Raw genomic sequence first — 24473 nt, forward strand, 5'->3', positions numbered from 1 at the left:
GAAGATAAAAAAATAAAAAGTTTTTGTGAAGATAATCTGTTAGGAGCTATTAATAAACGTCGAATTATTGATATGACAAGCTTTTAACACCTAACAGATGTTAAAAAAACAAACTGTTAGGGGTGCACATAACACAGGAGGCATCGATGGATGAACTCTTGCGGGAATATAAACAAACGCTAAAGCAAACAAAAAAATTACTTGAACACGCACCAGAACAAGATAAAAAGATAATTAGAGGAATAATTTCGGACCTTGAATTCACTATCGAATGGCTCACCACCGGCCGACGACCTGGTCATAAAAGAGGTATTGAACGAAGAGCTGCATATCAACGGGAGAAACTGTTCGACCCGTTGCTGATGCAGAAATATTTTCGTTCAACGGAACCAATTTACGAATGGGACGACCACGAAAGAGAAAGCGTCGTTACGAGCTGGGATCGGGAACGCATTGAAGATGCTTTATCGGTGCTCACCGAACGAGAACGAGAAGTATATCTCATGTCGCGAGGATATTGCCTCACATATAGCGAGATTGCGAATTATCTTTGTATCTCATCGAGTAGTGTCCAGACGATGATTGAACGCGCCGAAAGAAAAATTAAAAAACGAATCAAAGAAAGCCTCTTCTGCATGTGCGGGTGAAGAGGCTTTTTTTATATTATCGGTCGGTAGCTCCCAGATGTTTTTTTAATGCTTCTTGAAGAATTTGTGAATAGTTTACATTATATTGTTTCGCAAGGTCATCGAGCCATTTAGGAATGGTCAGTGTCTTTTTAACAGCTTTGTTTTCCATTTCATGCCGGAAAGGTGGCATCCATACTTCGACGAATACAACGGCTTGGTGTTTTTCAGTTTGAATTTCCGATACTTTTGAAGGCTGAGGGATTTCTTCATTTTCTTGCTCTAATCCATACAGATGCAATGCCATCGCTTCTTTTGCCATTTGAAATGCTTCTTCTTCGGTGTTTCCGCAAGTAAAGCAGCCAGGAAGATCAGGAAACTCAACAGATATTCCATCGCTACCATAATCGAAAATAGCTGGATAAATATAACGGTCTTTTTTATGCATATATGTTAACCTCCTTTAGGAGGGGCTTAGAGTAGCCCCGCCTGTTTAAGTATGCTTTTTACTGTTTTAGTGGGTAAGTCTTTCTTAGGATGAGGGATGGTCACTAATCCGGGTTTACTGGGATGTTTAAACTGATGATGACTGCCAGTCGTTCTGACTATGTACCATCCATCTTGCTGTATCATTTTGATTAATTCTTTTGAAGAGTAACTCTTCATTTCCCTCCCTCCTTGATTTTATTATAACACGTATAATAATACGTATAAACACTTTTTTTCGGTATTTTGTGCTTTTTTGTCGTGTAAATGCCACTAATATGTGAAGTCCTCCTTTTTTCTTGAGTGCCTAGTCATATGCTAGGCACTTATTTTATGCATGGGGTGATGAGGATGTATAAGTTATGTGACCGTCTATCGAATGATGAAATAAAGAAATTAAAGGCGAAGAAAAAAGAGAAAATGAGCCGTCGTGTTTTGCTCGAATTAATGGGCGTCCGGCGTGATACGTATAAGCGAGTGCGTGGGGCGATTCGAAGAAAGTGAGGGAGGTAGATGAGTAACTTAAATGAGAAACAAAAGCGTTTTGCAGATGAATATTTAATTGATTTAAATGCTACTCAAGCTGCGATTCGGGCTGGTTATAGTCCGAGGTCGGCTGCTGAGCAAGCTTCACGACTGTTAAAAAATGCTAAGGTTCGCGCGTATATAGACGAACGAATGGCGGAACTGTCGAGGCGGACAGGCGTCAACCAAGAGCGCATTTTACGTGAGTTGGCCCGTATTGCATTTGTGAACGCTCCTGACTTAATCAATATGGAAGATGCTACGATACGCGAAGATGCTACGATTGACGATATGGCTGCCATTGCAAGTGTAAGAGTGAAAGTGATTCCAACGGAGAACGGACAAGGAATTGAGCGAGAAATTCGTTTAGCCGATAAAATCCGCGCCTTAGATTTACTTGGCAAACGCTTCGCGATGTGGACGGAGCGCCAACAAATCGATGCGAATTTCGGCGTTCAAATTATCGACGATGTTGGTGGGACAGATGAAGAAGATTAGGCTTTCCAAGGTGTTTACGCCGACATTTCAAAAAGTGTGGACGTTGGTCAAAGAACAGCGTTATTTGCGCTATGTGTTGAAAGGCGGCCGCGCCAGCGCGAAGTCTACACATATCGATCGGGGTTTTGCTTTTTTATCTGCTTAATCAAAAAGGCGGAATTCACTCCATACCCGTCAAGTTTAGTGTTAAGGGTCGTTGTGTCCATACGCAATGTTTGTGATCATTAGCTGAAGAAAAAGAATACCACATGTTTTAGGCATGCCAAATAACCCTCTTGGAGAGGGTTATTTGGCGTTTTTATGAATCTAATCAATAAATACCCAATTTAACCAAGAGATCCGATGCCGTTTCTTTTCCTTTCCTTCGATCCTTTCTTCCATGTTTTCTCAATAGAATGATCGTTTTCGTTGGATAAATCCCGTTTTTCGAGCAAGATGAGCCAATGTCTCGGGAGAAAAGAGTTGACGGATGGTTTTCATCCATGCTTGCATTTGTTTTTCCATAGAAAAAATCCTTTCTAACAAAGAGTATTCGCTAGAAAGGATACCATGTTTTTAACGATGCACAAAGGCCCAAATTCTTAACTTGATGGGTATGGGAATTCACTCCGCCTTTTTGCATTCAAAGCACCACCTACACACCCACAAAACACCCACAAATTTATTGTGGTTTATGATTTTGTTTGATTAAGAAAAATCGAAAAACCTTGATAAATCAACGTTTGTAAGGTGTTATTTTCTCATGCAACAAGCAAAAATAATTAAGTTCGAAATGGAAGGTTCCATCGGTTAATCATTCACCAGATCCGGTCATTCGTTATCACGAATGGCCGGTTTTTTACATCGTTTTTCCACGCAATTATGGTATGATGGAAATAAGGTGATAAAGATGATTTATATCGGGCTTACTGGGTGGGGCGATCATGACAGCCTTTATCCGCCTGGACTTGCAGCGAAAGAGAAATTGCAGGAATATGCGGCCCATTTTCCAACTGTCGAAGTCGATTCGTATTTTTATGCGATTCAGCCAAGACAAAATGTGGAAAAATGGGTGCGGGACACGCCGGCTTCTTTTCGCTTTGTCGTCAAAGCGTACCAAGGAATGACCGGACATGAACGCGAAGCCATTCCGTATGCGAGCAAAGAGGAAATGTTTGCGGCGTTTTTAGCGTCGATTGTGCCGTTTGTCGAAGCGGGGAAGCTAGCAATGGTGTTATTTCAATTTCCTCCATGGTTTGATTGCCGCCGCGAGCATGTTGCTTATTTACGCTGGTGTCGGAAGCAGATGGGGGATGTGCCGGTCGCGCTTGAATTTCGCCATCGATCTTGGTTTTCGCCAATGTTTTACGACAAGACGTTGCAGTTTATGGAAGAAGAGCGGTGGATTCATAGCATTTGCGATGAGCCGCAGGCAGGGGAAGGATCCATTCCGGCCGTTTTGTATCCGACGAACCGAGAAAAAACGCTCATTCGCTTTCACGGCCGCAATGTGCACGGATGGAATAAGGCGACAAGCGGAGAGAATTGGCGCGCTGTCCGGTATTTATATCGGTATAATGAACAGGAGTTGCGCGAATGGGTCGAGCATATTCGGAAGCTGGAAGCGAAAACGAACGATCTTTACGTATTGTTCAACAATAACTCTGGCGGGGATGCGGCGGATAATGCCAAACAATTCATGCGGCTACTTGGGGTGGAATATACCGATTTAGCGCCACGGCAATTAGATTTATTTTAATAGACTAATGATGGAGATGGGGAAGATGGAATACGGATTGCTTCTATTAGTTGGCTTTTTAGCAGGAACGATCGGCAGCTTAGTGGGGTTAGGGGGAGGCGTCATTATCGTTCCGTCGCTACTGTTTTTAGGTGCGGCACATGTATTGCCAGCAGTTTCTCCACAAGTAGCGGTCGGCACATCGCTTGTCGTCATTATTTTTAACGGCCTTTCGTCGACGTTGTCTTACATGAAAGATAAAATGGTCGATTATCGAAGCGGGTTGTTGTTTTTTGTTGGTAGCGGACCAGGCGCCATGTTAGGTGCATGGGTCAACCAAGCATTAAGTTTGGCTCATTTTTCACTTTATTTCGGGCTTTTTCTTATTTCTGTTTCGTTTTTGCTCATGTTGACGAAAAAATCAACGGAACAGTCAAAACAAAAGCATTTTCGGATGATGCGGACATATATAACGAATGAAGGCGATACGGTTACATACGGCTACCATCCGGTCACAGCGATTGCGATCTCCTTTGTCGTCGGGTTTTTTGGCGGAATGTTTGGCATCGGCGGCGGCTCGCTGATGGTACCGGCTATGATTTTATTGTTTTTGTTTCCACCGCATGTTGCCGTGGCGACATCGATGTTCATCGTCTTTTTATCCTCGCTCGTAAGTTCCGTGACTCATATGGTCATGGGGAATGTGCAATGGTTGTTTGTTCTTTCGCTCGTTCCAGGGGTTTGGTTTGGTGCGAAAACAGGGGCGTGGATGAATAAAAAACTAAAAAGCAAAACGATTGTGCTCATGTTGCGAATCGTGCTCATCCTTCTCGGCATCCGCCTCGTCATTCAAGGTATTTCGTAAAAGAAGGTGTTGACGGTTGAAGCAAACGATTTATATTTATCACACAAACGACGTGCATAGCCATTTTGAAAATTGGCCGAAAATCGCGGCATTTTTGCAAAAACAGAGAAACGAGCATGCGCAAAAGGGAGAAACGATGCTTTTGTTTGACATCGGAGATTTTATCGACCGCTTTCATCCGATTACGGAGGCGACGCGTGGAAAGGCGAACGTACAGCTTCTGAACGAGTTACGCTACGATGCAGTGACGTTTGGCAATAACGAAGGCATTACGCTCGATCATGACGAGTTGAGCACGCTTTACCAAGCGGCACGTTTTCCTGTTTTAGTCGCCAACTTATTCGAGAAAAACGGCGAACGGCCTAGCTGGCTAAAGCCGTATACGATCATTCCCGTTTCTGATACGTTTCGCCTTGGCGTGATTGGGGTAACTGTGCATTTTGCGAAATTTTATGAATTGCTCGGCTGGACGATCATTTCTCCCTTTGACATATTGCCATCGCTTGTAACAGAAGTGCGGAAGCAAGCTGATTTCGTTGTGCTACTATCGCATTTAGGAATTACCGATGATGAGACGATCGCCCGGACGATCCCGGGCATTGATTTAATTCTTGGTGGGCATACGCATCACGTATTGCCATACGGCCAATGGGTGAATAGCACTTTATTATGCGGTGCTGGAAAATACGGACAATACGTTGGTGTCGTCGAAATAACGGGAACAACGCCAAAAGCGGCGCTCATCGAAACGGCGGCGCTCCCAGATTGCGAGCAAACGAAGCAAACATTGCAAGCGCTAGAGCAAGAAAGTTTGCGCCAACTCGATCAAGAACGTGTCGCCGAGCTTTCAGCCGATTTGCCGTTGCAATGGTTCGCGCCTTCGCCGTTTGCCGAGCTGCTAGCGTCTGCGTTACGAGAATGGTGCGACGGCGACATCGGTATGGTCAATGCCGGCGTGCTGTTAGCGCCGCTTTCAAAAGGAACGGTGACGAGAAAAGATTTGCATCGCATTTGCCCACACCCGATTAACCCGTGTAAAGTGTATTTGCGCGGCGATGAATTAAAAGAGGTGATTTTGCAAGCACATACCGAAAAAATGAAACACCTTTCTGTTCGTGGTTTCGGGTTTCGCGGCAAAGTAATGGGAGAAATGGTGTATGACGGGGTAACCTTGCAAACGGAAACGACGGAGGACGGATCAGAACATATTCGCCGCATTTTCATTGGCGACAAAGAGATCGACCCGAGCGAGACGTATGCGGTGGCGACCATTGACATGTTTACGTTCGGCCATTTTTACCCAGAAATTCACCGTGCGCCGAACAAAATTTATTATATGCCAGAATTTTTGCGGGATGTATTAGCATGGAAGCTGACGCAACGCCAATAGACACATTTTTTTCCTTGTTTCATACATTGAAAGAAGGAAAGGAGTGTGGGCGGTTCGATGATTACCGTAAATCCTATCATGATTGACAACTATCCGTTTACGGCGATTTCCGTACAGTTGCCGAAAACGAATTTGTTAGTGGTGACAAGCGATAAAGGCTATATTATGTGCGGAGCGTTAGATGTTGCGCTATTGAACGAAAAACTAAAAGACCGTGGCATTATTGCCGCAAGAGCGGTAGGGGTTCGAACAATTGAACAGTTGCTTGAGTCTCCGCTCGAGTCGGTCACAGTCGCTGCCGAACAAATAGGAATCACGGTCGGAATGAAAGGGAAAGAAGCGTTGTTAAAAATGCGCTAATAATCTTCCATCGTTAAATTTCCGTCTAACGAAAACAAAAAGAGGGCTGTCACCCTCTTTGTTTTTTCTGCATCTTTTCTGCCCGCTCCCACATTTTTAAATGCGGATACGGATCAAACGACCATTCGGTGTAGCCGTTGTCTTTATACATGCCGTAATGAAGATGGGGCGGGAATTTTCCAGCTGTCCCAGGCGGACCATATCCCGAGCTGCCGACAGAACCGATAATCATCCCTGGTTCAACGATTTGCCCTTCCCGAAGGTTGCTTGCAAATCCGTTTAAATGGGCAAAATAGTGGTACGTATTGTTAATATCGCGAATCCCAACACGCCATCCGCCGTATTTATTCCAACCTTTAAGTTCCACAACCCCATAGCATGTCGCGCGCACAGGCACTCCGTAATGAGCGAAAATATCCGTTCCTTCATGAATTCGTCTTCCTCCCCAGCCGCGCGCATCTCCCCATGTATTTTTATACGTGTAATTGGCATGGAGTGGAAGAGGAAAGGCGTGATCGTCAAGCTGAAGCGTCTTATATTTTTTGTAAATTTTCACCTTACCTAAAATGAGATCGACCGTTTTGCTTCGTTGGTAATAGTCCCATAACGCTATTTTTAAATGCTCATGATCGGTACCGTACGTTTGCAAATAACGAGCGATCGCAAAAATGACATCTTCATCGTCATTCGGGTTCGCAACTCCGTCCCCGTTTCCATCCATGCCGAGCCCACCGAACTGCGAAATCGTAAATGGGTTTGTATCGTGTTTGTTTCGATTCAGCGGTCCTGCCCATCGTTCCGGTGGAATGTAAATACCGAGCGCACCCGTCGCTTTCGGGAGATCGCGGCGGACAAGCCGGACGTTTCGCTCGTATTGGTCAATCGCTGCGAAATAGTACCACGGGATGAGCGAAACGGCTTCTGCTTTTTGGTACAGTTCCATGCGCTGCTCATATATATTTTCGTCTTTGGCTATTTCTTTTCCTAAAACGTTCCATGAAGTGGCGATGAACACGAAACTTGCGGTGATATAACTAATTAGTGTACGCACATTTTTGACTCCTTTCCACGAATCTCATATCATTATTTTGGGAAGATCGGCGATTTTCATAAATATTAAAAATTGGCAAGTGAAACGTGCGTGACAATTTTCTTTGAGTTCGTTTCCGCTTTTTTTTATAATGAAAAGTGTAAATAAACGACTGGAGTGTGAAACATGGCGACAAATGAAGAACGTGTTCGAAAACCGGAATGGTTAAAAATAAAGTTAAATACAAACGAAACGTACGTCGGTTTAAAGAAGATGATGCGTGAAAAACAGCTACACACTGTATGTGAGGAAGCGAAATGCCCAAACATCCATGAGTGCTGGGCAATAAGAAAAACGGCTACTTTTATGATTTTAGGCGACGTTTGTACGCGCGCTTGCCGCTTCTGTGCCGTGAAAACAGGCTTGCCGACGGAATTGGATTGGCAAGAGCCAGAGCGCGTCGCTGATTCCGTACGCTTAATGAATTTAAAACACGTCGTCGTGACCGCCGTGGCACGCGATGATTTAAAGGATGGAGGAGCAGCTGTATTTGCGGAAACAGTAAGGGCGATCCGCCGCAAAAATCCGTTGACGACGATTGAAGTGCTTCCTTCCGATATGGGCGGCGTCTATGAGAACTTAAAAATTTTGATGGATGCGCGTCCAGATATTTTAAACCACAACATCGAAACGGTTCGCCGCCTGACGCCAAGAGTGCGCGCGCGGGCAACGTACGAACGCTCGTTAGAGTTTTTGCGCCGCGCCAAAGAATTGCAGCCAGACATTCCGACGAAATCGAGCATTATGATCGGACTTGGCGAAACGAAGGAAGAAATTATCGAAACGATGGACGATTTGCGCGCAAACCATGTCGATATTTTAACGATCGGCCAATATTTGCAGCCGACGAAAAAGCACTTGAAAGTCGAAAAATATTACCATCCACATGAGTTTATGGAACTAAAAGAAATTGCATTAAGCAAAGGGTTTAGCCATTGCGAAGCTGGCCCGCTTGTTCGCTCCTCGTACCATGCCGATGAACAAGTAAACGCAGCCACACAACAACGACATAAAGAAGCATAAAACCGAAAAGAGGGTGTCCCGTGTTGGTTGGGACACCCTCTCTTTATTTACTCATCGTTTGTTTCGGATTTGGCGTTCCGTCGTTAAAATCGCGATCTAAATGATCGTTCATCTCATTGATCATTTCTCCGTTCGCATTTTCTCCGTCACTTAGCTTGCGACCTTGCGGATATTTCAACATCTCTTTAATCGTTGTATCAATAATTTGATCGATGTTTTGAGTGTTCGAATCTAGCCGACCGAAGCGTTCAATTTCTTTCATCATGCGCGGATCATCGGCGACGTAAACATGGTAGTAGCGCGGCACCACGGAAAGAGCGGTCTTTTTCACTTGATCGGCGGTTTCGAACCGATTTTTCGTATCGGTATCGTAAGCGATCAATACTTCTTCATCGGTTACGAGCGTAGCGACATCGTTGACATGTGGCAGCTGAACACATAATTTGCTAATTAAATCTGCCACACGTTCGCGATTTAGTGTTGGCAAGTTGCCGTAGTTATTCATTCCTCCTGCCACCGGACTTTTTTGGTGTCGAACGTAACCGAAATTATTCATTCGGGAATCAGTGCCGTTCGGAAGCCCTTGCACGTTATATAAATCGTTGCGGTCGGCGACGTTGATCGTATTTCCGCTCCGCGGATATAGCGTATCGCGGTTATTTTCCGCCATTTGTGCGCAAGCGGATAGTGAAATGGCTGCACCAATCGATAATGCCATCCATGCTTTGTTCAATGGTAACACCTCCTCGCTTACATCATTCCTTTCTTTTGCATGTCTTATCACAGTAATTGATTGGGAACGTTCCATCGTTTAAGATAAAAATGAGGTGAGAAAAATGATTTGCGTCAATAATACGTGTTATGAACTAATTGAGAATGTGAAAAACGGGTTTAACGAAGAAGCATTTCGGGCGCGTTATGCGGATATTTTAAATAAATACGACTATATCGTAGGGGATTGGGGGTATAATCAGTTACGGCTACGTGGCTTTTTTGACGATCATAACCAAAAAGCAACATATGATACGAAAATTAGCACATTATCGGAGTATTTGTACGAATATTGCAATTTTGGCTGTGCGTACTTCGTGTTACGAAAGGTGAAAAAATAACAACACATTTGAACATAGAATAAGGCTATCTCATCGCGCTGTGAGATAGCCTTTATCTTTTATTCTTCATAAGGAGGCTGTTCTTCTGTATTTGGATCATCGTGCGGCAGGTGCGCGCCAGGGTCTTGCCGCGGAATATGTTGATGGAACGCTTTATACTCGTAGTTGAAGGCGCTATAATAGCGCTGCCCCTCTTCCCATGACGTGCTTTTATTTTCGACAGGTCTATCTTTCCCTTGCGGATGGCCGTACGATCCTTCGGGAAACTCTTCCGCTGTCAAAAATTCTCGCTGTTTCTCGACACTTGAAAAATCGCGATATACCATCGTCTTCACCTTCCTTTATGACAGGGATTAGTTATAAATATTCCCTGCCATAAGCAAGGTTATAAAATAAATTCGTTTAAAAAGGAACGTAAATCGTTGGCATCTTCTTCGCTTAAACGGTAGGCGTACTCTAAATATCCCGGTTCGTCCAAATCATCGCGGCCGATGATCGCAAACCGGTTGCTTTGCATATCGAGCACTAAATATTTGCCATAAAAGCGATCAGTTTTCACAATCGCCAAATCAAAGCGTTGCCGTTCGCCGAGAAAGCTAACAAATCGTGTTTTCGTTTCCGTTGTATCGTCGTACAAGAAAAAACGCTCGTTCATCATTTACACCTCCAAAAAGTCACTAACATCATCTTACCAAACATTTCTGCAAGTGTCCGGTTTCTTTTGTTATAATACATTAAAAAAGCGATATTTTGCATGAGGAGGCTACACGGATGTACTTTGTTGACCGAAATAAAATCGAAGAAACGCTGCGGTATATGGAAAAAATGCTCGCTTTATACGAACAACAACCATCATGGAACGATGAAATAGCGCAATTGGCGTTCGAACGCATTGTCCATGTCTGCATTGAGGCGGTGTTAGATGTAGGGAATGCCATGATTGACGGCTTTATTATGCGCGACCCAGGCAGTTATGAAGACATTATCGACATTTTAACGGACGAAAAAGTCATTGCGGAAGGGGATGCGGAAGGGTTAAAAGCGATTCTTCACTACCGGAAAATGCTCGTTCAGCAATACACGAAGCGAAATGATGCGGAATTGCTGGAAGCGTTTAGCCGCTCGCTTCGTGCTTTACAAGCTTATCCAACCGCCATTCGTACATATTTAGAAAATGAGCTCGGACCTGTTTCGGCATTCCGCAACTAACTTTTGCAACTTTTTTGTTTATAAATTGTATAAATGAGGGAAATAGCGTACAATGAGGGAGAGGACGGTGAGTGAGATGGATTATCAATCCTCTTCCACAAAACAACAAATATTGAAGTTGTTGAAATTGGAAAAACGATTAACAGCAGGCGAGCTGGCAAAGCGGCTTAACGTGAGTGAAATGGCGGTGCGCCGTCACCTGCATGCGTTAGAACGCGATGGGCTCATTCGCCCAACGCTTGTGCGCCAAGCGATGGGAAGGCCGACAAACGTATATGAATTGTCGGCAAAAGGCGAAGAACAGTTTCCGCAACACTATAAACAATTGGCCGTCGAGTTGTTAAGCGATTTAGAAACAGTGGCGGGAAAAGAGATGGTGGCCGCGCTTCTCCAAGTGAGAACGGCGCGGATGAAAGAACGGTATGCCCGCGATTTTCAAGAAAAAACGCTAGAAGAAAAAATGAAAAAGCTGTTTGAATTACAAAACGAGCAAGGATATATGACGCAGTTGCGGAAAGATGAACAAGGGGTATATCATTTAATCGCTCATCATTGCCCGATTTCTGAAATTGCCAAACAATACCGCTCGATTTGTTCATGTGAATTGCAGCTATTTAAACAGCTGCTCAATTCAGAAGTGGCGTTGCAAGCTTGTATGACGGAAGGCGACGACGTTTGCCATTATCAAATTAAAGAACAGACGCACGAATAACAAAAGCGCTTCCGTTGTATCGAGAAGCGTTTTTGTTTTGACATCTTTTGTTTTGTGCGATAAAGTGTGTTACATAAAACAGAACATAAGGGAGTGCGGCATGTGAAAACGTACGAAGGGTATTTGATTGATTTAGATGGCACGATGTATCGCGGAACGGAGTGCATCGCGGAAGCGCGCGAGTTTGTCAAAGAGCTGCACCGCCGTGATATTCCGTATTTGTTTGTCACGAACAATTCTTCCCGTACGCCGGCGCAAGTAGCAGAAAAGTTACAAACATTTGATATTCCGGCGACCGAACAGCAAGTATTTACAACAAGCCAAGCAACCGCGAACTATATTTTTGAACAAAAGCCAGGTGCTACAGTGTACGTCATTGGCGAGGATGGGATTCGGGAAGCGCTAAAAGAAAAAGGGTTTACGTTCGCCGGAGAAGATGCCGAGTTTGTCGTGATGGGAATTGACCGGACGATTACATATGAAAAATTGGCGATTGCCTGTTTAGCAGTTCGCAACGGGGCAACGTTCATTTCAACAAATGGGGACATCGCGATTCCGACGGAGCGGGGATTGCTGCCGGGGAATGGATCATTGACGGCGGTCGTTGCTGTGTCAACGCAAGTGCAGCCGATTTTTATCGGCAAGCCGGAAAAAATTATTATGGAACAAGCATTAAAAGTGCTCGGTGTACCGAGAGAGAAAACGTTAATGATCGGCGATTATTACGATACCGACATTAAGGCCGGAATGAACGCGGGCATCGATACGTTGCTCGTTCATACAGGAGTAACGACGAAAGAGTTGCTAGCGCAATACGCCGAGCAACCAACGTATACCGTCGATTCATTACAAGAATGGATGGAAAGAATATAAGCACAAAGGGTGTCCCGTTTTAAGAGCACCCTTTCCTTTCTTTTTTACCGTTTACTCTGCGTTAGCAGCACGATGCGCTAAGCGGCTTGATGCGGCCGCAGCAATCGCTCCGACGATGTCATCTAAAAACGTATTGCATTTTCCAGTCGACTTATCGTTTAAGTATTGCAAAATACCTGGTTTTTGTTTATCGATATATCCGTAGTTTGTAAAGCCGATGGAGCCGTACACGTTGACGATCGATAGCGCTAAAATTTCGTCAACACCGTACAACCCTTCATCGCGGCTGATGATTGCTTGTAGAGGCTCGTCTAGCATCCCTTTCTCGGCGAGAACGTCCAGTTGAATGCCTGTCAAAATGGCGTTTTGTACTTCACGTTTCGAAAGGACGCGGTTAACGTTTTCGATACACTCTTCCATTTGCAAATTTGGATGGTATTTCGACTGCAAATAATAGACGAGTTCGGCAATATCCTCAATTTTTACCCCTCGTTTTTCGAGCCATTGACGTGCCACTTGCTCTAGATTGTTCATATTATATTTTTCCATGTTGCTTCACCTGTTTCTTTACGTGTTTTGTATTGTATATGTGGAAATCGAAAGAAGCGTGCCTTTTTTCTACGTTAGATGTCGATGGACGAACGCTTTTTTCCACACGTTGAAATTATTATAATCAAAAAATGGAAGGTTGCACAAATATTTTGCGCGTTCGTTATGAAATCGTATACGGCCTAGTTCCATCATATATTGGATAGAAAGGAGGGGGAACTATGCTTGGTTGGATGGAGCAAGAATACGGATGGAAGGCAGAAAGGATCGAAAAGTTAGAGGGCTACTACACATTTATGTGTCAAAATGAACGGTATATTCTCGTCCCTGTCCGTCATCGGACGGAAGCAGAGATGAGCGAGTTGTATCAAATGGCCGTTTACTTAGCAGCAAAAGGGGATTTATCCGTCGCGACCATTGTTCCGACGAAGCAAGGAAAGTTGGTCGCTGATGGCGGCGGGCAACGTGTTGCATTGTTCCGCATTCCTTTCCAGCTATACACAAGAACGGCACCAATCGGAAAAGAATTAGCGAAACTCCATGCCTACGGTCGTTCTTTTCCAAGCAAAGTGGTTCATTGCAACCGCATTGGGCAGTGGAAAGAATTATGGGGACAACGTTTAGACCAAATGGAATTGTTTTGGAAAGAAAAGTTGCAACAGAAACGAGAAGACGAATTTACCGATTTGTTCATCGAATCGTTTTCGTATTATGTGGGATTAACGGAAAATGCTATTCAATATGTGGCCGACACCGAGCTGGATGAACAGCCGTATACGGTGGATGCGGCCACGGTTTGCCACGAGCGGTTGCCTCAGACGCTATGGGCAGGTGGAAAAGAAATGAAGCTGCCGACAGACTGGGTTTATGACCATTGCGCTCGCGATTTGGCGGAGTGGGTGCGGGCGCTATACGTGAAAGGAGCAGCGGACGAGGAACAGCTGCAGCGTTTTTTCCGCGACTATGAGCGAGTGACGCCGTTGTCCGCTTTTTCATGGCGGCTTCTTTATGCACGTTTATTGTTTCCACTTCATTATTTCGAGTGTGTGGAGGGGTATTATTTGACCGAGAGCGAGCAAGAAAAACAGCAGTATGCACAAATGCTTCGCTCTCTCGTTGATCGTTCGCAAGAATATGAAACTTTTTTAGCTTCCTTTTACGAACGGTTGGAGTTGGCAAAACGGTTTCAATTACCGATTATTCGTTGGCTTTCTTACACGTGACAGAAGAGCGGCACTGCGCCGCTTTCTGTATCGTGGCAAGCTGCATCTTATGGTAAGATGGAGAGGGAGATCATAGAAAGAGGGGAGAAAGAAGTGGACAAGCCATACATTTTTATTACGCGAAAACTACCGGAAGAAGTGATTGCGCCGCTTACGGAACTAGGGCAAGTGACGATGTGGCCGTACGAAGATGTGCCGGTGGCACGGGAAGTGTTGCTTGCGGAAGCGAAAAAAGCGGATGCGTTGCTGACGATGTTATCCGACCGCATTGACCGTGAAGTGATGGAAGCGGGAACGAACTTAAAAGTGGTGGCGAATATGGCGGTCGGGTTTGATAATATTGATGTTCCGGTTGCGACGGAATACGGCGTTGCGGTTTGCAATACGCCGGACGTGTTGAATGATACGACGGCGGATTTAACGTTTGCGTTATTGTTGGCGACGGCACGGCGTTTAGTAGAAGCGGCAGAATATATGAAAGCGGGCGAATGGAAAAGCTGGAGTCCGTTTTTGTTGGCGGGCACAGATGTGCATCATAAAACAATCGGCATTGTCGGGCTTGGGAAAATTGGACAGGCGGTGGCGAAGCGGGCGAAAGGCTTTGAGATGAACATTTTATACCATAACCGCACGAGAAATGAAGAAGCAGAACGGCAATTAGGCGCTGTGTATTGTACGTTTCCAGAGCTGTTACAAACTGCTGATTTTGTCGTATGTTTAACGCCGCTAACGAAGGAAACGCGCCATTTGTTTAACCGCCAAGCGTTCCAATGGATGAAGCGATCCGCGATTTTTATTAATGTCTCAAGAGGAGCGGTCGTTGATGAAGAAGCGTTATATGAGGCGCTTGTCAACGGTGAAATTGCGGCGGCTGGCTTAGACGTATTTACAAAAGAACCGGTCGATCCGTCGCACCCGCTTTTATCATTGAAAAATGTAGTGGCATTACCACATATCGGAAGTGCTAGTAAAGAAACGCGCGTGAACATGATGGAGCGAAGCTGTCGGAATATTATCGCGGTGTTAAAAGGAGAAACACCAGAAGCGCTAGTCAACACCGAATGGCTTCAACACAAACGCGCATAACGCGAGCCTCTTTCGAAAGAGACTATTTTTAAAAAAAATTATCTGAATTCACTTGATGTTAAGCGTTTTCAGAATATAAGATAAAAAAATAATGATTGTAAAAGAAAGGAACATCTTTTATAATGTCTACTATATAAAAACAAATGTTCATACAGAAAATACAAAAGGGAGTGGAGAGGATGGCAAAGCCAATTTCGGTTGGTTTGTTAGGATTAGGTACAGTAGGCAGCGGGGTTGTGAAAATTATTGAAAACCATCAAGACCAACTGATTCATCAAGTCGGCTGTCCAGTGGTTGTCAAAAAAATTCTCGTTCGCGATTTATATAAAGAGCGCGATGTCAAAGTCGATCCGGCTTTATTGACAACAAATGCAGAGGAGGTCATCAATGACCCGGAGATTGATGTCGTGATCGAAGTAATGGGCGGAGTGGATCAAACGAAGCCATATTTGTTACAAGCCTTAAAACGCGGAAAGCATGTCGTTACGGCCAACAAAGATTTAATGGCGCTATACGGCTCGGAATTGTTAGCGGTGGCGACGGAAAACGGCTGTGATTTATTTTATGAAGCGAGCGTCGCCGGCGGCATTCCGATTTTGCGCAGCCTTGTCGACGGGTTAGCTTCTGACCGCATTACGAAAATGATGGGAATTGTCAATGGAACGACGAACTTTATTTTAACGAAAATGTGCAAATACGGAAGCCCGTATGAAGAAGTGCTGGCAGAAGCGCAGGCGCTCGGTTATGCTGAAGCAGACCCAACCGCGGATGTCGAAGGATTAGATGCTGCGCGAAAAATGGCGATTTTAGCGCGCTTAGGGTTTTCGATGAACATTGATTTAGAAGATGTGCAAGTAAAAGGCATTACCGGCATTACGGAAGAAGATTTGGATTATAGTAAACGGCTTGGCTATACGATGAAGTTGATTGGTATTGCTCATCGTGATGGCAATAAAGTCGAAGTGAGCGTTCAGCCGACATTGTTGCCAGATTCGCATCCGTTAGCGTCAGTGAGCGATGAATATAACGCCGTGTACGTGTACGGGGAAGCGGTCGGAGAAACGATGTTTTACGGCCCAGGCGCCGGCAGTCTTCCGACAGCAACAGCGGTTGTATCTGACTTAGTGGCGGTCATGAAAAATATGCGGCTTGGGGTCAACGGTCGAAGCGCTGTCGCACCGCAATATGAGAAGCAGCTAAAAGCGCCGTCAGAAATTTTTTCAAAATATTTTCTCCGCATTCATGTAAAAGACGAAGTCGGAGCTTTTGCCAAAATTACAGCGATTTTCTCGGAGCGGGGCGTTAGTTTTGAGAAAATTTTGCAGCTTCCGTTGAAAGAAAAGGGATTTGCGGAAATTGTCATCGTGACACATAAAGCGTCGCAACAAGCTTACGAAGAAATTTTGCAACAATTGCGCGATCTTGAAATTGTTGAAGATGTGAAAAGTTCGTACCGCGTAGAAGGGAATGGAAAATGATGATGTGGAGAGGATTGCTATACGAATATCGCGAATTTTTGCCAGTGACAGAAAAAACGCCACTTCTTTCGCTTCATGAAGGAAATACGCCGCTTATTCGCTTAGAGCGATTATCAAAGCAGCTAGGAATGGAGCTATATGTCAAAGTCGAAGGAGCGAATCCGACCGGGTCATTTAAAGATCGCGGCATGGTGATGGCGGTGGCGAAAGCGAAAGAAGAAGGGAGCCATACGATCATTTGTGCTTCGACGGGCAATACATCAGCGGCAGCCGCTGCGTATGCAGCACGCGCAGGTATGCGCTGCATTGTCGTTATTCCACATGGCAAAATTGCGATGGGAAAATTAGCGCAAGCGGTCATGTACGGTGCGGAAATTTTTGCGATTGAAGGAAATTTTGATGAAGCATTAAAAATGGTGCGACGCCTAAGCGAAATCGCGCCGATTACGCTCGTCAACTCCGTGAATCCGTACCGCATTGAAGGACAAAAAACGGCCGCGTTTGAAATTTGCGACCAGCTCGGCAAAGCGCCAGATGTGTTGGCGATTCCGGTCGGCAATGCTGGGAACATCACGGCCTATTGGAAAGGGTTTAAGGAATATCATGAACGAAAGCAGACCGGTCTGCCGGAAATGCGCGGTTTTGAAGCAGAAGGAGCGGCTGCGATCGTTCGCAATCAAGTCATTACGGAACCAGAAACGATTGCGACAGCGATTCGCATCGGCAATCCGGCGAGCTGGGAGAAGGCGGTGCAAGCTGCGAACGAATCGAACGGAAAAATCGATGAAGTATCCGATGCAGAAATTTTGGAAGCGTATAAGCTACTTGCAAGAGAGGAAGGAATTTTTGCCGAGCCAGCGTCATGTGCTTCAATTGCTGGCGTTATTAAACAACGGAAGCGGGGCGAAGTGAAAGAGGGAAGTACGGTCGTGGCCGTGCTCACTGGAAACGGATTGAAAGATCCGGCGATTGCGATGGAGGCGGCCGACATCGAACCACTTGTGCTTCCGAACGATGAGCGTGTCGTGTTCGAACATATTCAAGGGGCTGTTCATCAATGAAAGAAGACGAAATGTTGAAAATTGTCGTCCCAGCAAGTACGGCGAATTTAGGGCCTGGCTTTGATTCGCTAGGTCTCGCCGTTTCACGCTATTTAGTATTAGAAGTACGCCGCGCGGAGCAATGGGTGTTTACGCCTTGTTCGCCAGAAGTACGGACGATCCCAAACGGAACGGATAATCTTATTTTTCAAGTGGCGGATCGTGTCGCTAAGACGTATGGCCGGACATTGCCGCCCTGTGCGGTTGATGTGTACAGCGACATTCCGTTTACGCGCGGGTTGGGAAGCAGCGCGGCGGCGGTTGTCGCGGGGATTGAATTGGCCAATGAGCTTGCGGGCTTGTCGCTTACAATTGAAGAAAAAGCGCGGCTGGCAAGTTGCTATGAAGGACACCCGGATAACGTTGGCGCCTCGCTGTACGGAGGATTGGTCATTGGATGCCATCGGCAGGAGGAAACGACGATTATTCATGTTCCTAATATAGAATTAGACCTTGTCGCTGTGATTCCAAGCTATGAGCTGGAAACGAAAAAAGCGCGCGGCGTTCTCCCTGATTCCTTTTCGCGAGAGATAGCTGTAGAAGCCAGCGCCGTCAGCAACGTACTAGTAGCAGCGCTATTGACGAAAAATTGGCGATTGGCAGGAAAGATGATGGACGGGGATGTGCTTCATCAACCGTATCGGAAATCACTAATCCCAGAATTGACAAATGTGCAGGCGCTCGCCAAAGAGTATGGCGCGTTTGGTGTAGCGTTAAGCGGGGCTGGTCCAACTGTTCTTTGTTTTGCAGAGCAAGGAAAAGGGGAGTGGCTGAAGGAAAAGTTGACGCCGCATTTTCCGCATTGCGCGGTGGAATGTTTAGCCGTCGAACAGAGCGGCAGCCGCGTCTATAAAATGGCGCTCGAAGCATAGCGAAATTGCTAGCACGCCCATGTTGATTGGAGAGCACAAAATCATATAATGCAACAGAAAAGGATGTCCCTCGACTTTTGGGACATCCTTCTTTTTTAAAAGATAAGAAAGTATAAAATTTTGGGTCTACCACGGTCATAATCTTCATAAAGGGGGAGCTGTCTAGCTCCAAGCGCCATCGGCTCGAGTCGCTCCTCCCCTTCTTTCGGCGGCGACACGCTGAATTCACTTCTTTGAAATATCCCACGCAAGCCCAAGCTTTGCTTGGGCTGAGCCTCCTCGGTGGGGCTTGTGCGATCTTCGCCGATAGGCGGGCGCTTTGCGCTTTTCTTAAAACACTTGCTCGACTTCAACGACGCCTGGTACTTCTTCTAAAAGGGCGCGCTCAATGCCGGCTTTTAATGTAATCGTCGAGCTCGGGCAGCTGCCGCAAGCGCCAAGCAAGCGCAATTTCACTACGCCATCTTCGACATCGACGAGTTCGCAGTCACCGCCGTCACGAAGCAAAAATGGACGCAGTTTATCTAAAACTTCTTGAACTTGTTCTTTAATTTCTAAATCGCTCATTCTTACCATCGACTCCTTTCTTTAACTTTATTATAATCGTTATAATGAAAAAAATCTAATAACTTTTTCGCTATGGAGAGGAAAGGTGGAAACATATGTCATTCAAACAAGTTGAAATATGCGTATATGGCGCTGAGGTCGTTTGTCCCTCTTGTGTCAATTTGCCCTCATCGAAGGAAACATATGAGTGGTTAGAGGCAGCCATTAAACGGAAATATCCGAACCAGCCGTTCGTCATTTCATATATCGATATTTTCAATCCGCCCGACGATGAAACAAAGAAAGCTTTTGCGTCGAAAGTAGTCGAAGAAGATTTGTTTTACCCCGTTGTCCTTGTCGAAGGGACGATTGTCGGTGAAGGCAATCCGAAATTGAAAGCGATTTATGAAGAGATGGAGAAATATGGGTATAAATCCGCTGAACAAGCATAAAAAACGGGTGATTTCAATTAGGTCACCCGTTTTTAATACCCATTATGATACTTATACATCCACAGCACGCCGGATTTTAAAAGGCGCGGCACTCGACCGGTTAATGGGCGGTCGGCCACAAGGCCAAATCCGTGTTTTTTTCCGAGTGAGCCGAGGATGCCTTTTAATTTAATCGGTGGGAACTCATGAGGTGGCTCTTCACCGTTCCATCGTTTTTGTAGCACTTGCACAATTTGTTCTGCCTGTCCTTCCGCGAGTTGGGCGCTCGGAGCATGCGGCAAGCTCGCACAGTCGCCGACAACATACACATTTTCATAGCCAGGGATATGATGTTGACTTGTTAAAACGACGCGGCCTTGCCCATCTTTTTCTACGTTCATCTCACGGACGACACGGTTTGGTTGAATGCCCGCTGTCCAAACGACCGCATCGCAATGAATTGGCTCTTCGTGATTATACAATATGCCTTCTTCTACTTTCGTAATGTTCGAATGGCGAATAATGTCTACCTGATGTTCGTGAAACCAGCTTTCGACATATTGGCTCAGCCGCTCTGGAAACATCGGTAAAATCCGTTCCCCACGGTCAAATAGCATCACATGCAAATCCGGTCGGCTCTCTGCCAACTCACTGGCCAATTCTACCCCGCTCAATCCCGCTCCGACAATGGCGACGACCGATTGAGGCGGTAGATTGTTTAACGCTTGGTACGTCATGCGCGCTTTATCAATCGATTGAATGCTGTACGTAAATTGTTCAGCACCCGGAACGCCGTGATATTTATCTTCACAGCCTAGCCCAATGACTAAATCATCATACGAAACCGTAGACCCGTCTTCTAAAAAGACGGTTTGCGTATCGATATCAATGCGGCTGACTTCCCCAAAGCGATAGGTAAGGCGGGGATGTTCCGGAAATGGCACGCGAATGTCATGATCGCTAACGGTTCCTGCGGCTAACGCGTAATATTCCGTCTTTAAACAATGGTACGGTACACGGTCAATGAGCGTAATGTGAACGTTCTCATGTAATTGATTTGGGAGAAGGCGAAGCAAAATACGCATGTTGCCATATCCCCCACCGAGCAAAACGAGGTGTCTCATGCTAGAATTCCCCTTTGTCGACGTCTTTTTCTGTTGGAGTGGCTGGATTGCTATCTTATGCTCTTGTGGACGAAAAGAGTTTGTCTTCTTCGCTTCGAGAGCTAACCGATGTCTTTTTATATGCAAAATGTTTACCAAATGCCATTAAAAGTATAGCGAAAATGTGACAAAATCACAACAATTTTTCGAAAAAATGATGAGGATAAGCGTGGGTAAAACGATAAAGGATAACGAATATAGCAAAATAAAGTGTCATAAATTGACGTTTGTCGAAAAAATCGTTACGATGGTAAACAGTAGAGAGGTGACGAACGATGATTCAGCCGATTATCGAATTTTGCATGAGCAACTTAGCGAACGGTTCGCAAAAAGCGTTGGAAATATTACAAAAAGACCCGAACTTAGACATCATTGAGTACGGCTGTTTAAGCTACTGTGGAAAATGTGCCCATTCTCTATTTGCTTTAGTAAACGGAGAAATTGTGACAGGGGAAACTCCGGAGCAATTAGTCGCAAACATTTATAAGTTTCTTGAAGAAAATCCGATGTTTTAAAAAAAGTATAAATGATAGTCGCGCATTTCTAATCGGATGAACTTCCCATAGCAAAAGCGGTCGTTAAACGCCGCTTTTGCCTTCTGATGGCGGAGGTGATTTTTGGCTCTCACGAATCTCTTGCCAACGTTCGTGTGCCATTTGCACAATCCGTTTTTCAATCGTTTCTTTCTTTTTCGCAATGACTTTTGAAAAATAAAGAATCGCTTGTTTTGGCTGCTTTAGCCGCCGATGCAATTCGCCGATCAAATAAAGAAGCCGCACTTCTGACATACGTGTGCCTTGAAAGTCATCTTTGCTGTAAGAAGCGATGTATTGTTCGAGAGCCAGCCGCATAAATCGTTCTTCTTGCTCTGGGATTTCATACGTTCGATACAGCCATGCTAATCGCATATATAAGCCGGCAAGCACGATATGTTTTTCCCGCTTTAATGTGGCACAATAAATGCCGAGTTTATATGTATTCACTGCTTCTTGAAACGTCCGTTTTCCGCTATAGTTGCTTCCATTCCACACTTGGTAAATGGTTGTTTGAATCGCTTCGAGCGTAGTAGGCGGAAAATAGGAAGAAAATTCTTCCGTAGCCGAAAAACCACAATGTGGACAGACGCTAACATAATAAAACATTGGGTTTACGTCTTCCGATGGATAATACGAGCAAAAATCGGTATCGTGTTTGACGGGACGAAGAAAGCGGGAGCGAATTTTTTTCGTCGTATACGATTGCTGACAAACAAGGCAGCGGATGTTTCGATCATATAAAGGATCCATTATGTTTCCCCCGCATATGTAAGAATAAAGACCTATTACAAACCGATTATACAAGGAATTCGACAAAAAAAGAAGATGCCAAAACGACATCTTCTTTTAGGTGTATATGAAAAAACGGGGGATATTTTCATTGTCTCCAACGATCATCATCTTTATACTTATATATAAAAAATTTTTAGGAGGCGCTTTATGAATACGTTTTCGTTTACGAAAATGCACGGGTTAGGGAATAGTTATATATATGTCAACATGTTTGAAGAAACGATCCCAGAGTCGCTATTTTCTGAATTGGCGATCAAAGTGTCCAACGTGAACACAGGAATTGGGGCGGACGGTATGATTCTTATTTGTCCGTCGGACGTCGCACCGGTAAAAATGCGGATTTTCAATAGCGATGGCTCCGAAGGGAAAAATTGCGGAAACGGGCTTCGTTGCGTTGCTAAATACGCTTACGAACACGGATTAGTGAAGGAGCGTTCGTTTTTGATTGAAACGCTATCAGGGCTTGTTAAAGCGGAAGTATTTGTCGAAAACGGCGTTGTCACGAACGTGACGATTGATATGGGAAAACCGCGGTTGAAACGGAGCGATGTGCCGATGGTAGGAGAAGAGGCGGAGCAAGTCGTGGCGGAAACGATGGAGTTTGCCGGTGAAGCGTATGAAATTACTGCTGTTTCGATGGGAAACCCGCACGTTATTTTTTATGTCGACGACATTGAGAAAGCGCCGGTAACGTCGTTAGGGCCAGTAGTGGAAAAAGATGCTCGCTTTCCGGAAGGAGTCAACGTCGAATTTGTCGAAGTCGTCAATGATCGGGAACTTCATTTTCGCGTGTGGGAGCGCGGTTCAGGGGTGACGCAAGCATGCGGTACAGGAGCATGCGCTGCCGTCGTTGCGTCCGTCTTAAACGGCAAAACGGCCCGCAACAAAGAAACGATCGTACATCTTGCTGGCGGCGATTTAGTCATTACGTGGACTGACGAAGGACATGTGCTCATGACTGGGCCAGCGGAAACGATTTGCACAGGAGAGTATTATTACTAATTATTTGAACAGACGATACGAAAACGGATATACTGGTAAAAAAGGAGGGAAAGCAATGAGTGAGGTTGTTATTTTAACAGAAGCCGCGGCGCTGCAAATTAAAGATATGATGAAAGAGCACGGGGAAGAAGGTGCATACTTACGCGTTGGTGTGAAAGGCGGCGGCTGCAGCGGCTTGTCCTACGGAATGGGCTTTGAACATGAACGGCAAGACGAGGATTATGAACTCGAGCAATATGGAATTAAAATACTAGTCGATAAAGAAAGTGCCCCGATTTTAAAAGGAACGGTGATTGACTACAAACAATCGTTGATGGGCGGGGGGTTTACGATCGATAACCCAAATGCGATTGCGACATGCGGCTGCGGTTCATCGTTTCGTACGGCAACGAACGCCGGTACACCAGAAGAATGCTAACGATCGTGGAAAAGAGGAGCTAGTATGCTCCTCTTTTTGCGCTTATTTTCCGATAAACATTTGTGTCCAATGATTTCCTGCGCCTTCAAACCCGACCCCGATGTGGGTGAACTGGCGGTTTAAAATGTTGGCGCGGTGTCCTGGGCTGTTCATCCACGCGGTTACGACTTCTTGTGGGGTACGTTGTCCTTGCGCAATGTTTTCACCGGCGGTGCGATACGTAATGCCGAAGTCCCGCATCATATCAAATGGCGAACCGTACGTTGGACTAGTGTGCGAAAAATAATGTTTTTGCTGCATATCTTCCGACTTTTTCTGGGCGACAGCGCTCAACTGTGTGTCTGCTTTTAGCGCAGGAAGACCGGCACGCGCTCGTTCTCGATTGGTCAAATCAATGACTTGTTGCGCGTATTGGCTAATTCCAGCTGTCGTTCGAGCCTGTTGTGGCTGAGCTGGAGCAGTTGGTTTCGGCGCCTGCTGCATTTGGCGCGGCGCAGCATAATATGGAATCGTTGGTTGATTCCACTGCGGCTGAAGCCGTGTTTGCCATTGTGCGGCTTATTGCGGACTTACTGGCACAAATTCGTATTTGGCATTTTGAATCAATATCGCTCTTGTGTGCGGATATTGACTGCTCGGAATTAAGGTGCGCAAAGCGGAAATGTTTTGCTTTTGCCCATTCTTATAGTCATTGCGCTCCATCCCCATTTTGTTGCACGCAGCCAATCCTATTGCTAACAGAGAAGCAAGCAAAATGGTCGTTGTTTTTTTGAACAATTGTAACACCTCCT

At 45.3% G+C, this 24473-nt stretch carries 32 protein-coding genes and 1 pseudogene; 22 read left to right on the forward strand and 11 right to left on the reverse strand.

The annotated features are described in order from the left end of the window. Window positions 1–146 precede the first annotated feature (146 nt). Window positions 147–647, forward strand: coding sequence for a sigma-70 family RNA polymerase sigma factor (locus M4I42_RS12125; protein ID WP_268852401.1), 501 nt, complete (start codon window positions 147–149; stop codon window positions 645–647). Between the two features lie 16 nt (window positions 648–663). On the opposite strand, the gene M4I42_RS12130 is transcribed toward M4I42_RS12125, so the two are convergent. After that, window positions 664–1074, reverse strand: a complete 411-nt coding sequence (locus M4I42_RS12130) for a type II toxin-antitoxin system HicB family antitoxin (RefSeq protein WP_268852402.1) — start codon at window positions 1072–1074, stop codon at window positions 664–666. Window positions 1075–1100: 26 nt separating this feature from the next. Continuing rightward, window positions 1101–1292, reverse strand: a complete 192-nt coding sequence (locus M4I42_RS12135) for a type II toxin-antitoxin system HicA family toxin (RefSeq protein ID WP_064220537.1) — start codon at window positions 1290–1292, stop codon at window positions 1101–1103. A 171-nt stretch (window positions 1293–1463) separates the two neighbouring features. On the opposite strand from M4I42_RS12135, the gene M4I42_RS12140 reads away from it, so the two are divergent. From M4I42_RS12140 to M4I42_RS12170, 7 genes are all read left to right on the forward strand, one after another. Continuing rightward, on the forward strand, window positions 1464–1616 hold the full coding sequence (locus M4I42_RS12140; protein WP_268852403.1) for a hypothetical protein: 153 nt from the start codon (window positions 1464–1466) through the stop codon (window positions 1614–1616). A gap of 9 nt (window positions 1617–1625) precedes the next feature. Beyond that, complete coding sequence (locus M4I42_RS12145; RefSeq protein WP_268852404.1) at window positions 1626–2135, forward strand: terminase small subunit; 510 nt, start codon at window positions 1626–1628, stop codon at window positions 2133–2135. Then, window positions 2122–2280, forward strand: coding sequence for a hypothetical protein (locus M4I42_RS12150; protein ID WP_268852405.1), 159 nt, complete (start codon window positions 2122–2124; stop codon window positions 2278–2280). Before M4I42_RS12145 ends, M4I42_RS12150 begins: the two co-directional genes overlap by 14 nt. A 744-nt stretch (window positions 2281–3024) precedes the next feature. Further along, window positions 3025–3873 (forward strand): DUF72 domain-containing protein, encoded by an 849-nt coding sequence (locus M4I42_RS12155; protein ID WP_268852406.1) that lies wholly within the window; start codon window positions 3025–3027, stop codon window positions 3871–3873. A 25-nt stretch (window positions 3874–3898) separates the two neighbouring features. After that, window positions 3899–4717, forward strand: a complete 819-nt coding sequence (locus M4I42_RS12160) for a sulfite exporter TauE/SafE family protein (RefSeq protein ID WP_268852407.1) — start codon at window positions 3899–3901, stop codon at window positions 4715–4717. 16 nt (window positions 4718–4733) lie between these two features. After that, window positions 4734–6107, forward strand: coding sequence for a bifunctional metallophosphatase/5'-nucleotidase (locus tag M4I42_RS12165; RefSeq protein WP_268852408.1), 1374 nt, complete (start codon window positions 4734–4736; stop codon window positions 6105–6107). 57 nt (window positions 6108–6164) lie between these two features. Continuing rightward, window positions 6165–6467: a YunC family protein gene (locus tag M4I42_RS12170; protein WP_268852409.1), complete on the forward strand. Its 303-nt coding sequence runs from the start codon at window positions 6165–6167 to the stop codon at window positions 6465–6467. A 49-nt stretch (window positions 6468–6516) separates the two neighbouring features. On the opposite strand, the gene M4I42_RS12175 is transcribed toward M4I42_RS12170, so the two are convergent. Beyond that, the gene (locus tag M4I42_RS12175) at window positions 6517–7482 is read right to left on the reverse strand and encodes a M23 family metallopeptidase (RefSeq protein ID WP_268852426.1); all 966 of its coding nucleotides are present in this window, start codon (window positions 7480–7482) and stop codon (window positions 6517–6519) included. A gap of 201 nt (window positions 7483–7683) precedes the next feature. Between M4I42_RS12175 and lipA the strand changes: the two genes are divergently transcribed. Further along, entirely contained in the window at window positions 7684–8580 is an 897-nt protein-coding gene (gene lipA / locus M4I42_RS12180; RefSeq protein ID WP_268852410.1) for a lipoyl synthase, read from the forward strand. 43 nt (window positions 8581–8623) lie between these two features. On the opposite strand, the gene M4I42_RS12185 is transcribed toward lipA, so the two are convergent. After that, the gene (locus M4I42_RS12185) at window positions 8624–9313 is read right to left on the reverse strand and encodes a YhcN/YlaJ family sporulation lipoprotein (protein ID WP_268852411.1); all 690 of its coding nucleotides are present in this window, start codon (window positions 9311–9313) and stop codon (window positions 8624–8626) included. Between the two features lie 103 nt (window positions 9314–9416). Between M4I42_RS12185 and M4I42_RS12190 the strand changes: the two genes are divergently transcribed. Next, window positions 9417–9692 carry a YutD family protein gene (locus M4I42_RS12190; RefSeq protein WP_183185938.1) on the forward strand — a complete coding sequence of 92 codons (276 nt, stop codon included), beginning with the start codon at window positions 9417–9419 and terminating at the stop codon, window positions 9690–9692. 59 nt (window positions 9693–9751) lie between these two features. Here M4I42_RS12190 and M4I42_RS12195 read toward each other — a convergent pair whose 3' ends face one another. Beyond that, on the reverse strand, window positions 9752–10018 hold the full coding sequence (locus tag M4I42_RS12195) for a cytosolic protein (RefSeq protein ID WP_268852412.1): 267 nt from the start codon (window positions 10016–10018) through the stop codon (window positions 9752–9754). Window positions 10019–10077: 59 nt separating this feature from the next. Continuing rightward, entirely contained in the window at window positions 10078–10347 is a 270-nt protein-coding gene (locus M4I42_RS12200) for a DUF3055 domain-containing protein (protein WP_268852427.1), read from the reverse strand. A gap of 116 nt (window positions 10348–10463) precedes the next feature. On the opposite strand from M4I42_RS12200, the gene M4I42_RS12205 reads away from it, so the two are divergent. The 3 genes from M4I42_RS12205 (at window position 10464) to M4I42_RS12215 (ending at window position 12486) form a co-directional block, all read left to right on the forward strand. Further along, complete coding sequence (locus M4I42_RS12205; RefSeq protein ID WP_268852413.1) at window positions 10464–10901, forward strand: DUF86 domain-containing protein; 438 nt, start codon at window positions 10464–10466, stop codon at window positions 10899–10901. Window positions 10902–10977: 76 nt separating this feature from the next. Then, window positions 10978–11613, forward strand: a complete 636-nt coding sequence (locus M4I42_RS12210; RefSeq protein ID WP_268852428.1) for a helix-turn-helix transcriptional regulator — start codon at window positions 10978–10980, stop codon at window positions 11611–11613. 102 nt (window positions 11614–11715) lie between these two features. Continuing rightward, entirely contained in the window at window positions 11716–12486 is a 771-nt protein-coding gene (locus tag M4I42_RS12215; RefSeq protein WP_268852414.1) for a TIGR01457 family HAD-type hydrolase, read from the forward strand. Window positions 12487–12537: 51 nt separating this feature from the next. Here M4I42_RS12215 and M4I42_RS12220 read toward each other — a convergent pair whose 3' ends face one another. Further along, window positions 12538–13035, reverse strand: coding sequence for a phosphatidylglycerophosphatase A family protein (locus tag M4I42_RS12220; protein WP_268852415.1), 498 nt, complete (start codon window positions 13033–13035; stop codon window positions 12538–12540). A gap of 221 nt (window positions 13036–13256) precedes the next feature. Between M4I42_RS12220 and yutH the strand changes: the two genes are divergently transcribed. The 5 genes from yutH to thrB all read left to right on the forward strand — a co-directional run bounded on the left by yutH (window position 13257) and on the right by thrB (window position 18794). Next, window positions 13257–14258, forward strand: coding sequence for a spore coat putative kinase YutH (yutH, locus tag M4I42_RS12225; RefSeq protein ID WP_268852416.1), 1002 nt, complete (start codon window positions 13257–13259; stop codon window positions 14256–14258). A gap of 93 nt (window positions 14259–14351) precedes the next feature. Beyond that, on the forward strand, window positions 14352–15344 hold the full coding sequence (locus tag M4I42_RS12230) for a 2-hydroxyacid dehydrogenase (protein WP_268852417.1): 993 nt from the start codon (window positions 14352–14354) through the stop codon (window positions 15342–15344). Window positions 15345–15523: 179 nt separating this feature from the next. Next, window positions 15524–16822, forward strand: a complete 1299-nt coding sequence (locus M4I42_RS12235; RefSeq protein ID WP_268852418.1) for a homoserine dehydrogenase — start codon at window positions 15524–15526, stop codon at window positions 16820–16822. Beyond that, window positions 16822–17883: a threonine synthase gene (thrC, locus tag M4I42_RS12240; RefSeq protein WP_268852429.1), complete on the forward strand. Its 1062-nt coding sequence runs from the start codon at window positions 16822–16824 to the stop codon at window positions 17881–17883. The genes M4I42_RS12235 and thrC overlap by 1 nt, the downstream gene beginning before the upstream one ends. Beyond that, window positions 17880–18794, forward strand: coding sequence for a homoserine kinase (thrB, locus tag M4I42_RS12245; RefSeq protein ID WP_268852419.1), 915 nt, complete (start codon window positions 17880–17882; stop codon window positions 18792–18794). The genes thrC and thrB overlap by 4 nt, the downstream gene beginning before the upstream one ends. Window positions 18795–19124: 330 nt before the next feature. On the opposite strand, the gene M4I42_RS12250 is transcribed toward thrB, so the two are convergent. Further along, window positions 19125–19361, reverse strand: a complete 237-nt coding sequence (locus tag M4I42_RS12250; RefSeq protein ID WP_027410081.1) for a NifU family protein — start codon at window positions 19359–19361, stop codon at window positions 19125–19127. Between the two features lie 95 nt (window positions 19362–19456). Between M4I42_RS12250 and M4I42_RS12255 the strand changes: the two genes are divergently transcribed. Beyond that, complete coding sequence (locus tag M4I42_RS12255) at window positions 19457–19792, forward strand: YuzD family protein (RefSeq protein WP_268852420.1); 336 nt, start codon at window positions 19457–19459, stop codon at window positions 19790–19792. A gap of 32 nt (window positions 19793–19824) precedes the next feature. On the opposite strand, the gene M4I42_RS12260 is transcribed toward M4I42_RS12255, so the two are convergent. Next, window positions 19825–20895 (reverse strand): NAD(P)/FAD-dependent oxidoreductase, encoded by a 1071-nt coding sequence (locus M4I42_RS12260; RefSeq protein WP_268852421.1) that lies wholly within the window; start codon window positions 20893–20895, stop codon window positions 19825–19827. Window positions 20896–21209: 314 nt separating this feature from the next. Here M4I42_RS12260 and M4I42_RS12265 point away from each other — a divergent pair, with 314 nt between their 5' ends. Continuing rightward, entirely contained in the window at window positions 21210–21449 is a 240-nt protein-coding gene (locus M4I42_RS12265; RefSeq protein WP_268852422.1) for a YuzB family protein, read from the forward strand. A gap of 63 nt (window positions 21450–21512) precedes the next feature. Here the strand turns inward: M4I42_RS12265 and M4I42_RS12270 are convergent, their stop codons facing one another. Beyond that, window positions 21513–22220, reverse strand: coding sequence for a DUF2225 domain-containing protein (locus tag M4I42_RS12270; RefSeq protein WP_268852423.1), 708 nt, complete (start codon window positions 22218–22220; stop codon window positions 21513–21515). A gap of 189 nt (window positions 22221–22409) precedes the next feature. Between M4I42_RS12270 and dapF the strand changes: the two genes are divergently transcribed. Together dapF and M4I42_RS12280 are read left to right on the forward strand one after the other, a co-directional pair. After that, complete coding sequence (gene dapF, locus M4I42_RS12275) at window positions 22410–23264, forward strand: diaminopimelate epimerase (protein WP_268852424.1); 855 nt, start codon at window positions 22410–22412, stop codon at window positions 23262–23264. Between the two features lie 55 nt (window positions 23265–23319). Beyond that, the gene (locus M4I42_RS12280) at window positions 23320–23682 is read left to right on the forward strand and encodes a HesB/IscA family protein (protein ID WP_268852425.1); all 363 of its coding nucleotides are present in this window, start codon (window positions 23320–23322) and stop codon (window positions 23680–23682) included. A 42-nt stretch (window positions 23683–23724) separates the two neighbouring features. Here M4I42_RS12280 and M4I42_RS12285 read toward each other — a convergent pair. After that, window positions 23725–24468, reverse strand: a pseudogene (locus M4I42_RS12285) (CAP domain-containing protein). Window positions 24469–24473: the final 5 nt, after the last annotated feature.

Origin of the sequence: Anoxybacillus sp. J5B_2022 (assembly GCF_026847645.1) — a bacterium.
Classification (GTDB): domain Bacteria; phylum Bacillota; class Bacilli; order Bacillales; family Anoxybacillaceae; genus Anoxybacteroides.

Bases quoted from the DNA above. Each gene is read 5' to 3' on its own strand.
- M4I42_RS12270 (WP_268852423.1), bottom strand. From the start codon at position 22,220: ATGGATCCTTTATATGATCGAAACATCCGCTGCCTTGTTTGTCAGCAA.
- M4I42_RS12130 (WP_268852402.1), bottom strand. From the start codon at position 1,074: ATGCATAAAAAAGACCGTTATATTTATCCAGCTATTTTCGATTATGGT.
- M4I42_RS12220 (WP_268852415.1), bottom strand. From the start codon at position 13,035: ATGGAAAAATATAATATGAACAATCTAGAGCAAGTGGCACGTCAATGG.
- M4I42_RS12195 (WP_268852412.1), bottom strand. From the start codon at position 10,018: ATGGTATATCGCGATTTTTCAAGTGTCGAGAAACAGCGAGAATTTTTG.
- M4I42_RS12155 (WP_268852406.1), top strand. From the start codon at position 3,025: ATGATTTATATCGGGCTTACTGGGTGGGGCGATCATGACAGCCTTTAT.
- M4I42_RS12170 (WP_268852409.1), top strand. From the start codon at position 6,165: ATGATTACCGTAAATCCTATCATGATTGACAACTATCCGTTTACGGCG.
- M4I42_RS12265 (WP_268852422.1), top strand. From the start codon at position 21,210: ATGATTCAGCCGATTATCGAATTTTGCATGAGCAACTTAGCGAACGGT.
- M4I42_RS12260 (WP_268852421.1), bottom strand. From the start codon at position 20,895: ATGAGACACCTCGTTTTGCTCGGTGGGGGATATGGCAACATGCGTATT.
- M4I42_RS12160 (WP_268852407.1), top strand. From the start codon at position 3,899: ATGGAATACGGATTGCTTCTATTAGTTGGCTTTTTAGCAGGAACGATC.
- dapF (WP_268852424.1), top strand. From the start codon at position 22,410: ATGAATACGTTTTCGTTTACGAAAATGCACGGGTTAGGGAATAGTTAT.
- thrC (WP_268852429.1), top strand. From the start codon at position 16,822: ATGATGTGGAGAGGATTGCTATACGAATATCGCGAATTTTTGCCAGTG.
- M4I42_RS12210 (WP_268852428.1), top strand. From the start codon at position 10,978: ATGGATTATCAATCCTCTTCCACAAAACAACAAATATTGAAGTTGTTG.
- M4I42_RS12235 (WP_268852418.1), top strand. From the start codon at position 15,524: ATGGCAAAGCCAATTTCGGTTGGTTTGTTAGGATTAGGTACAGTAGGC.
- lipA (WP_268852410.1), top strand. From the start codon at position 7,684: ATGGCGACAAATGAAGAACGTGTTCGAAAACCGGAATGGTTAAAAATA.
- M4I42_RS12280 (WP_268852425.1), top strand. From the start codon at position 23,320: ATGAGTGAGGTTGTTATTTTAACAGAAGCCGCGGCGCTGCAAATTAAA.
- thrB (WP_268852419.1), top strand. From the start codon at position 17,880: ATGAAAGAAGACGAAATGTTGAAAATTGTCGTCCCAGCAAGTACGGCG.
- M4I42_RS12135 (WP_064220537.1), bottom strand. From the start codon at position 1,292: ATGAAGAGTTACTCTTCAAAAGAATTAATCAAAATGATACAGCAAGAT.
- M4I42_RS12125 (WP_268852401.1), top strand. From the start codon at position 147: ATGGATGAACTCTTGCGGGAATATAAACAAACGCTAAAGCAAACAAAA.
- yutH (WP_268852416.1), top strand. From the start codon at position 13,257: ATGCTTGGTTGGATGGAGCAAGAATACGGATGGAAGGCAGAAAGGATC.
- M4I42_RS12250 (WP_027410081.1), bottom strand. From the start codon at position 19,361: ATGAGCGATTTAGAAATTAAAGAACAAGTTCAAGAAGTTTTAGATAAA.
- M4I42_RS12200 (WP_268852427.1), bottom strand. From the start codon at position 10,347: ATGAACGAGCGTTTTTTCTTGTACGACGATACAACGGAAACGAAAACA.
- M4I42_RS12150 (WP_268852405.1), top strand. From the start codon at position 2,122: ATGAAGAAGATTAGGCTTTCCAAGGTGTTTACGCCGACATTTCAAAAA.
- M4I42_RS12255 (WP_268852420.1), top strand. From the start codon at position 19,457: ATGTCATTCAAACAAGTTGAAATATGCGTATATGGCGCTGAGGTCGTT.
- M4I42_RS12145 (WP_268852404.1), top strand. From the start codon at position 1,626: ATGAGTAACTTAAATGAGAAACAAAAGCGTTTTGCAGATGAATATTTA.
- M4I42_RS12205 (WP_268852413.1), top strand. From the start codon at position 10,464: ATGTACTTTGTTGACCGAAATAAAATCGAAGAAACGCTGCGGTATATG.
- M4I42_RS12190 (WP_183185938.1), top strand. From the start codon at position 9,417: ATGATTTGCGTCAATAATACGTGTTATGAACTAATTGAGAATGTGAAA.
- M4I42_RS12140 (WP_268852403.1), top strand. From the start codon at position 1,464: ATGTATAAGTTATGTGACCGTCTATCGAATGATGAAATAAAGAAATTA.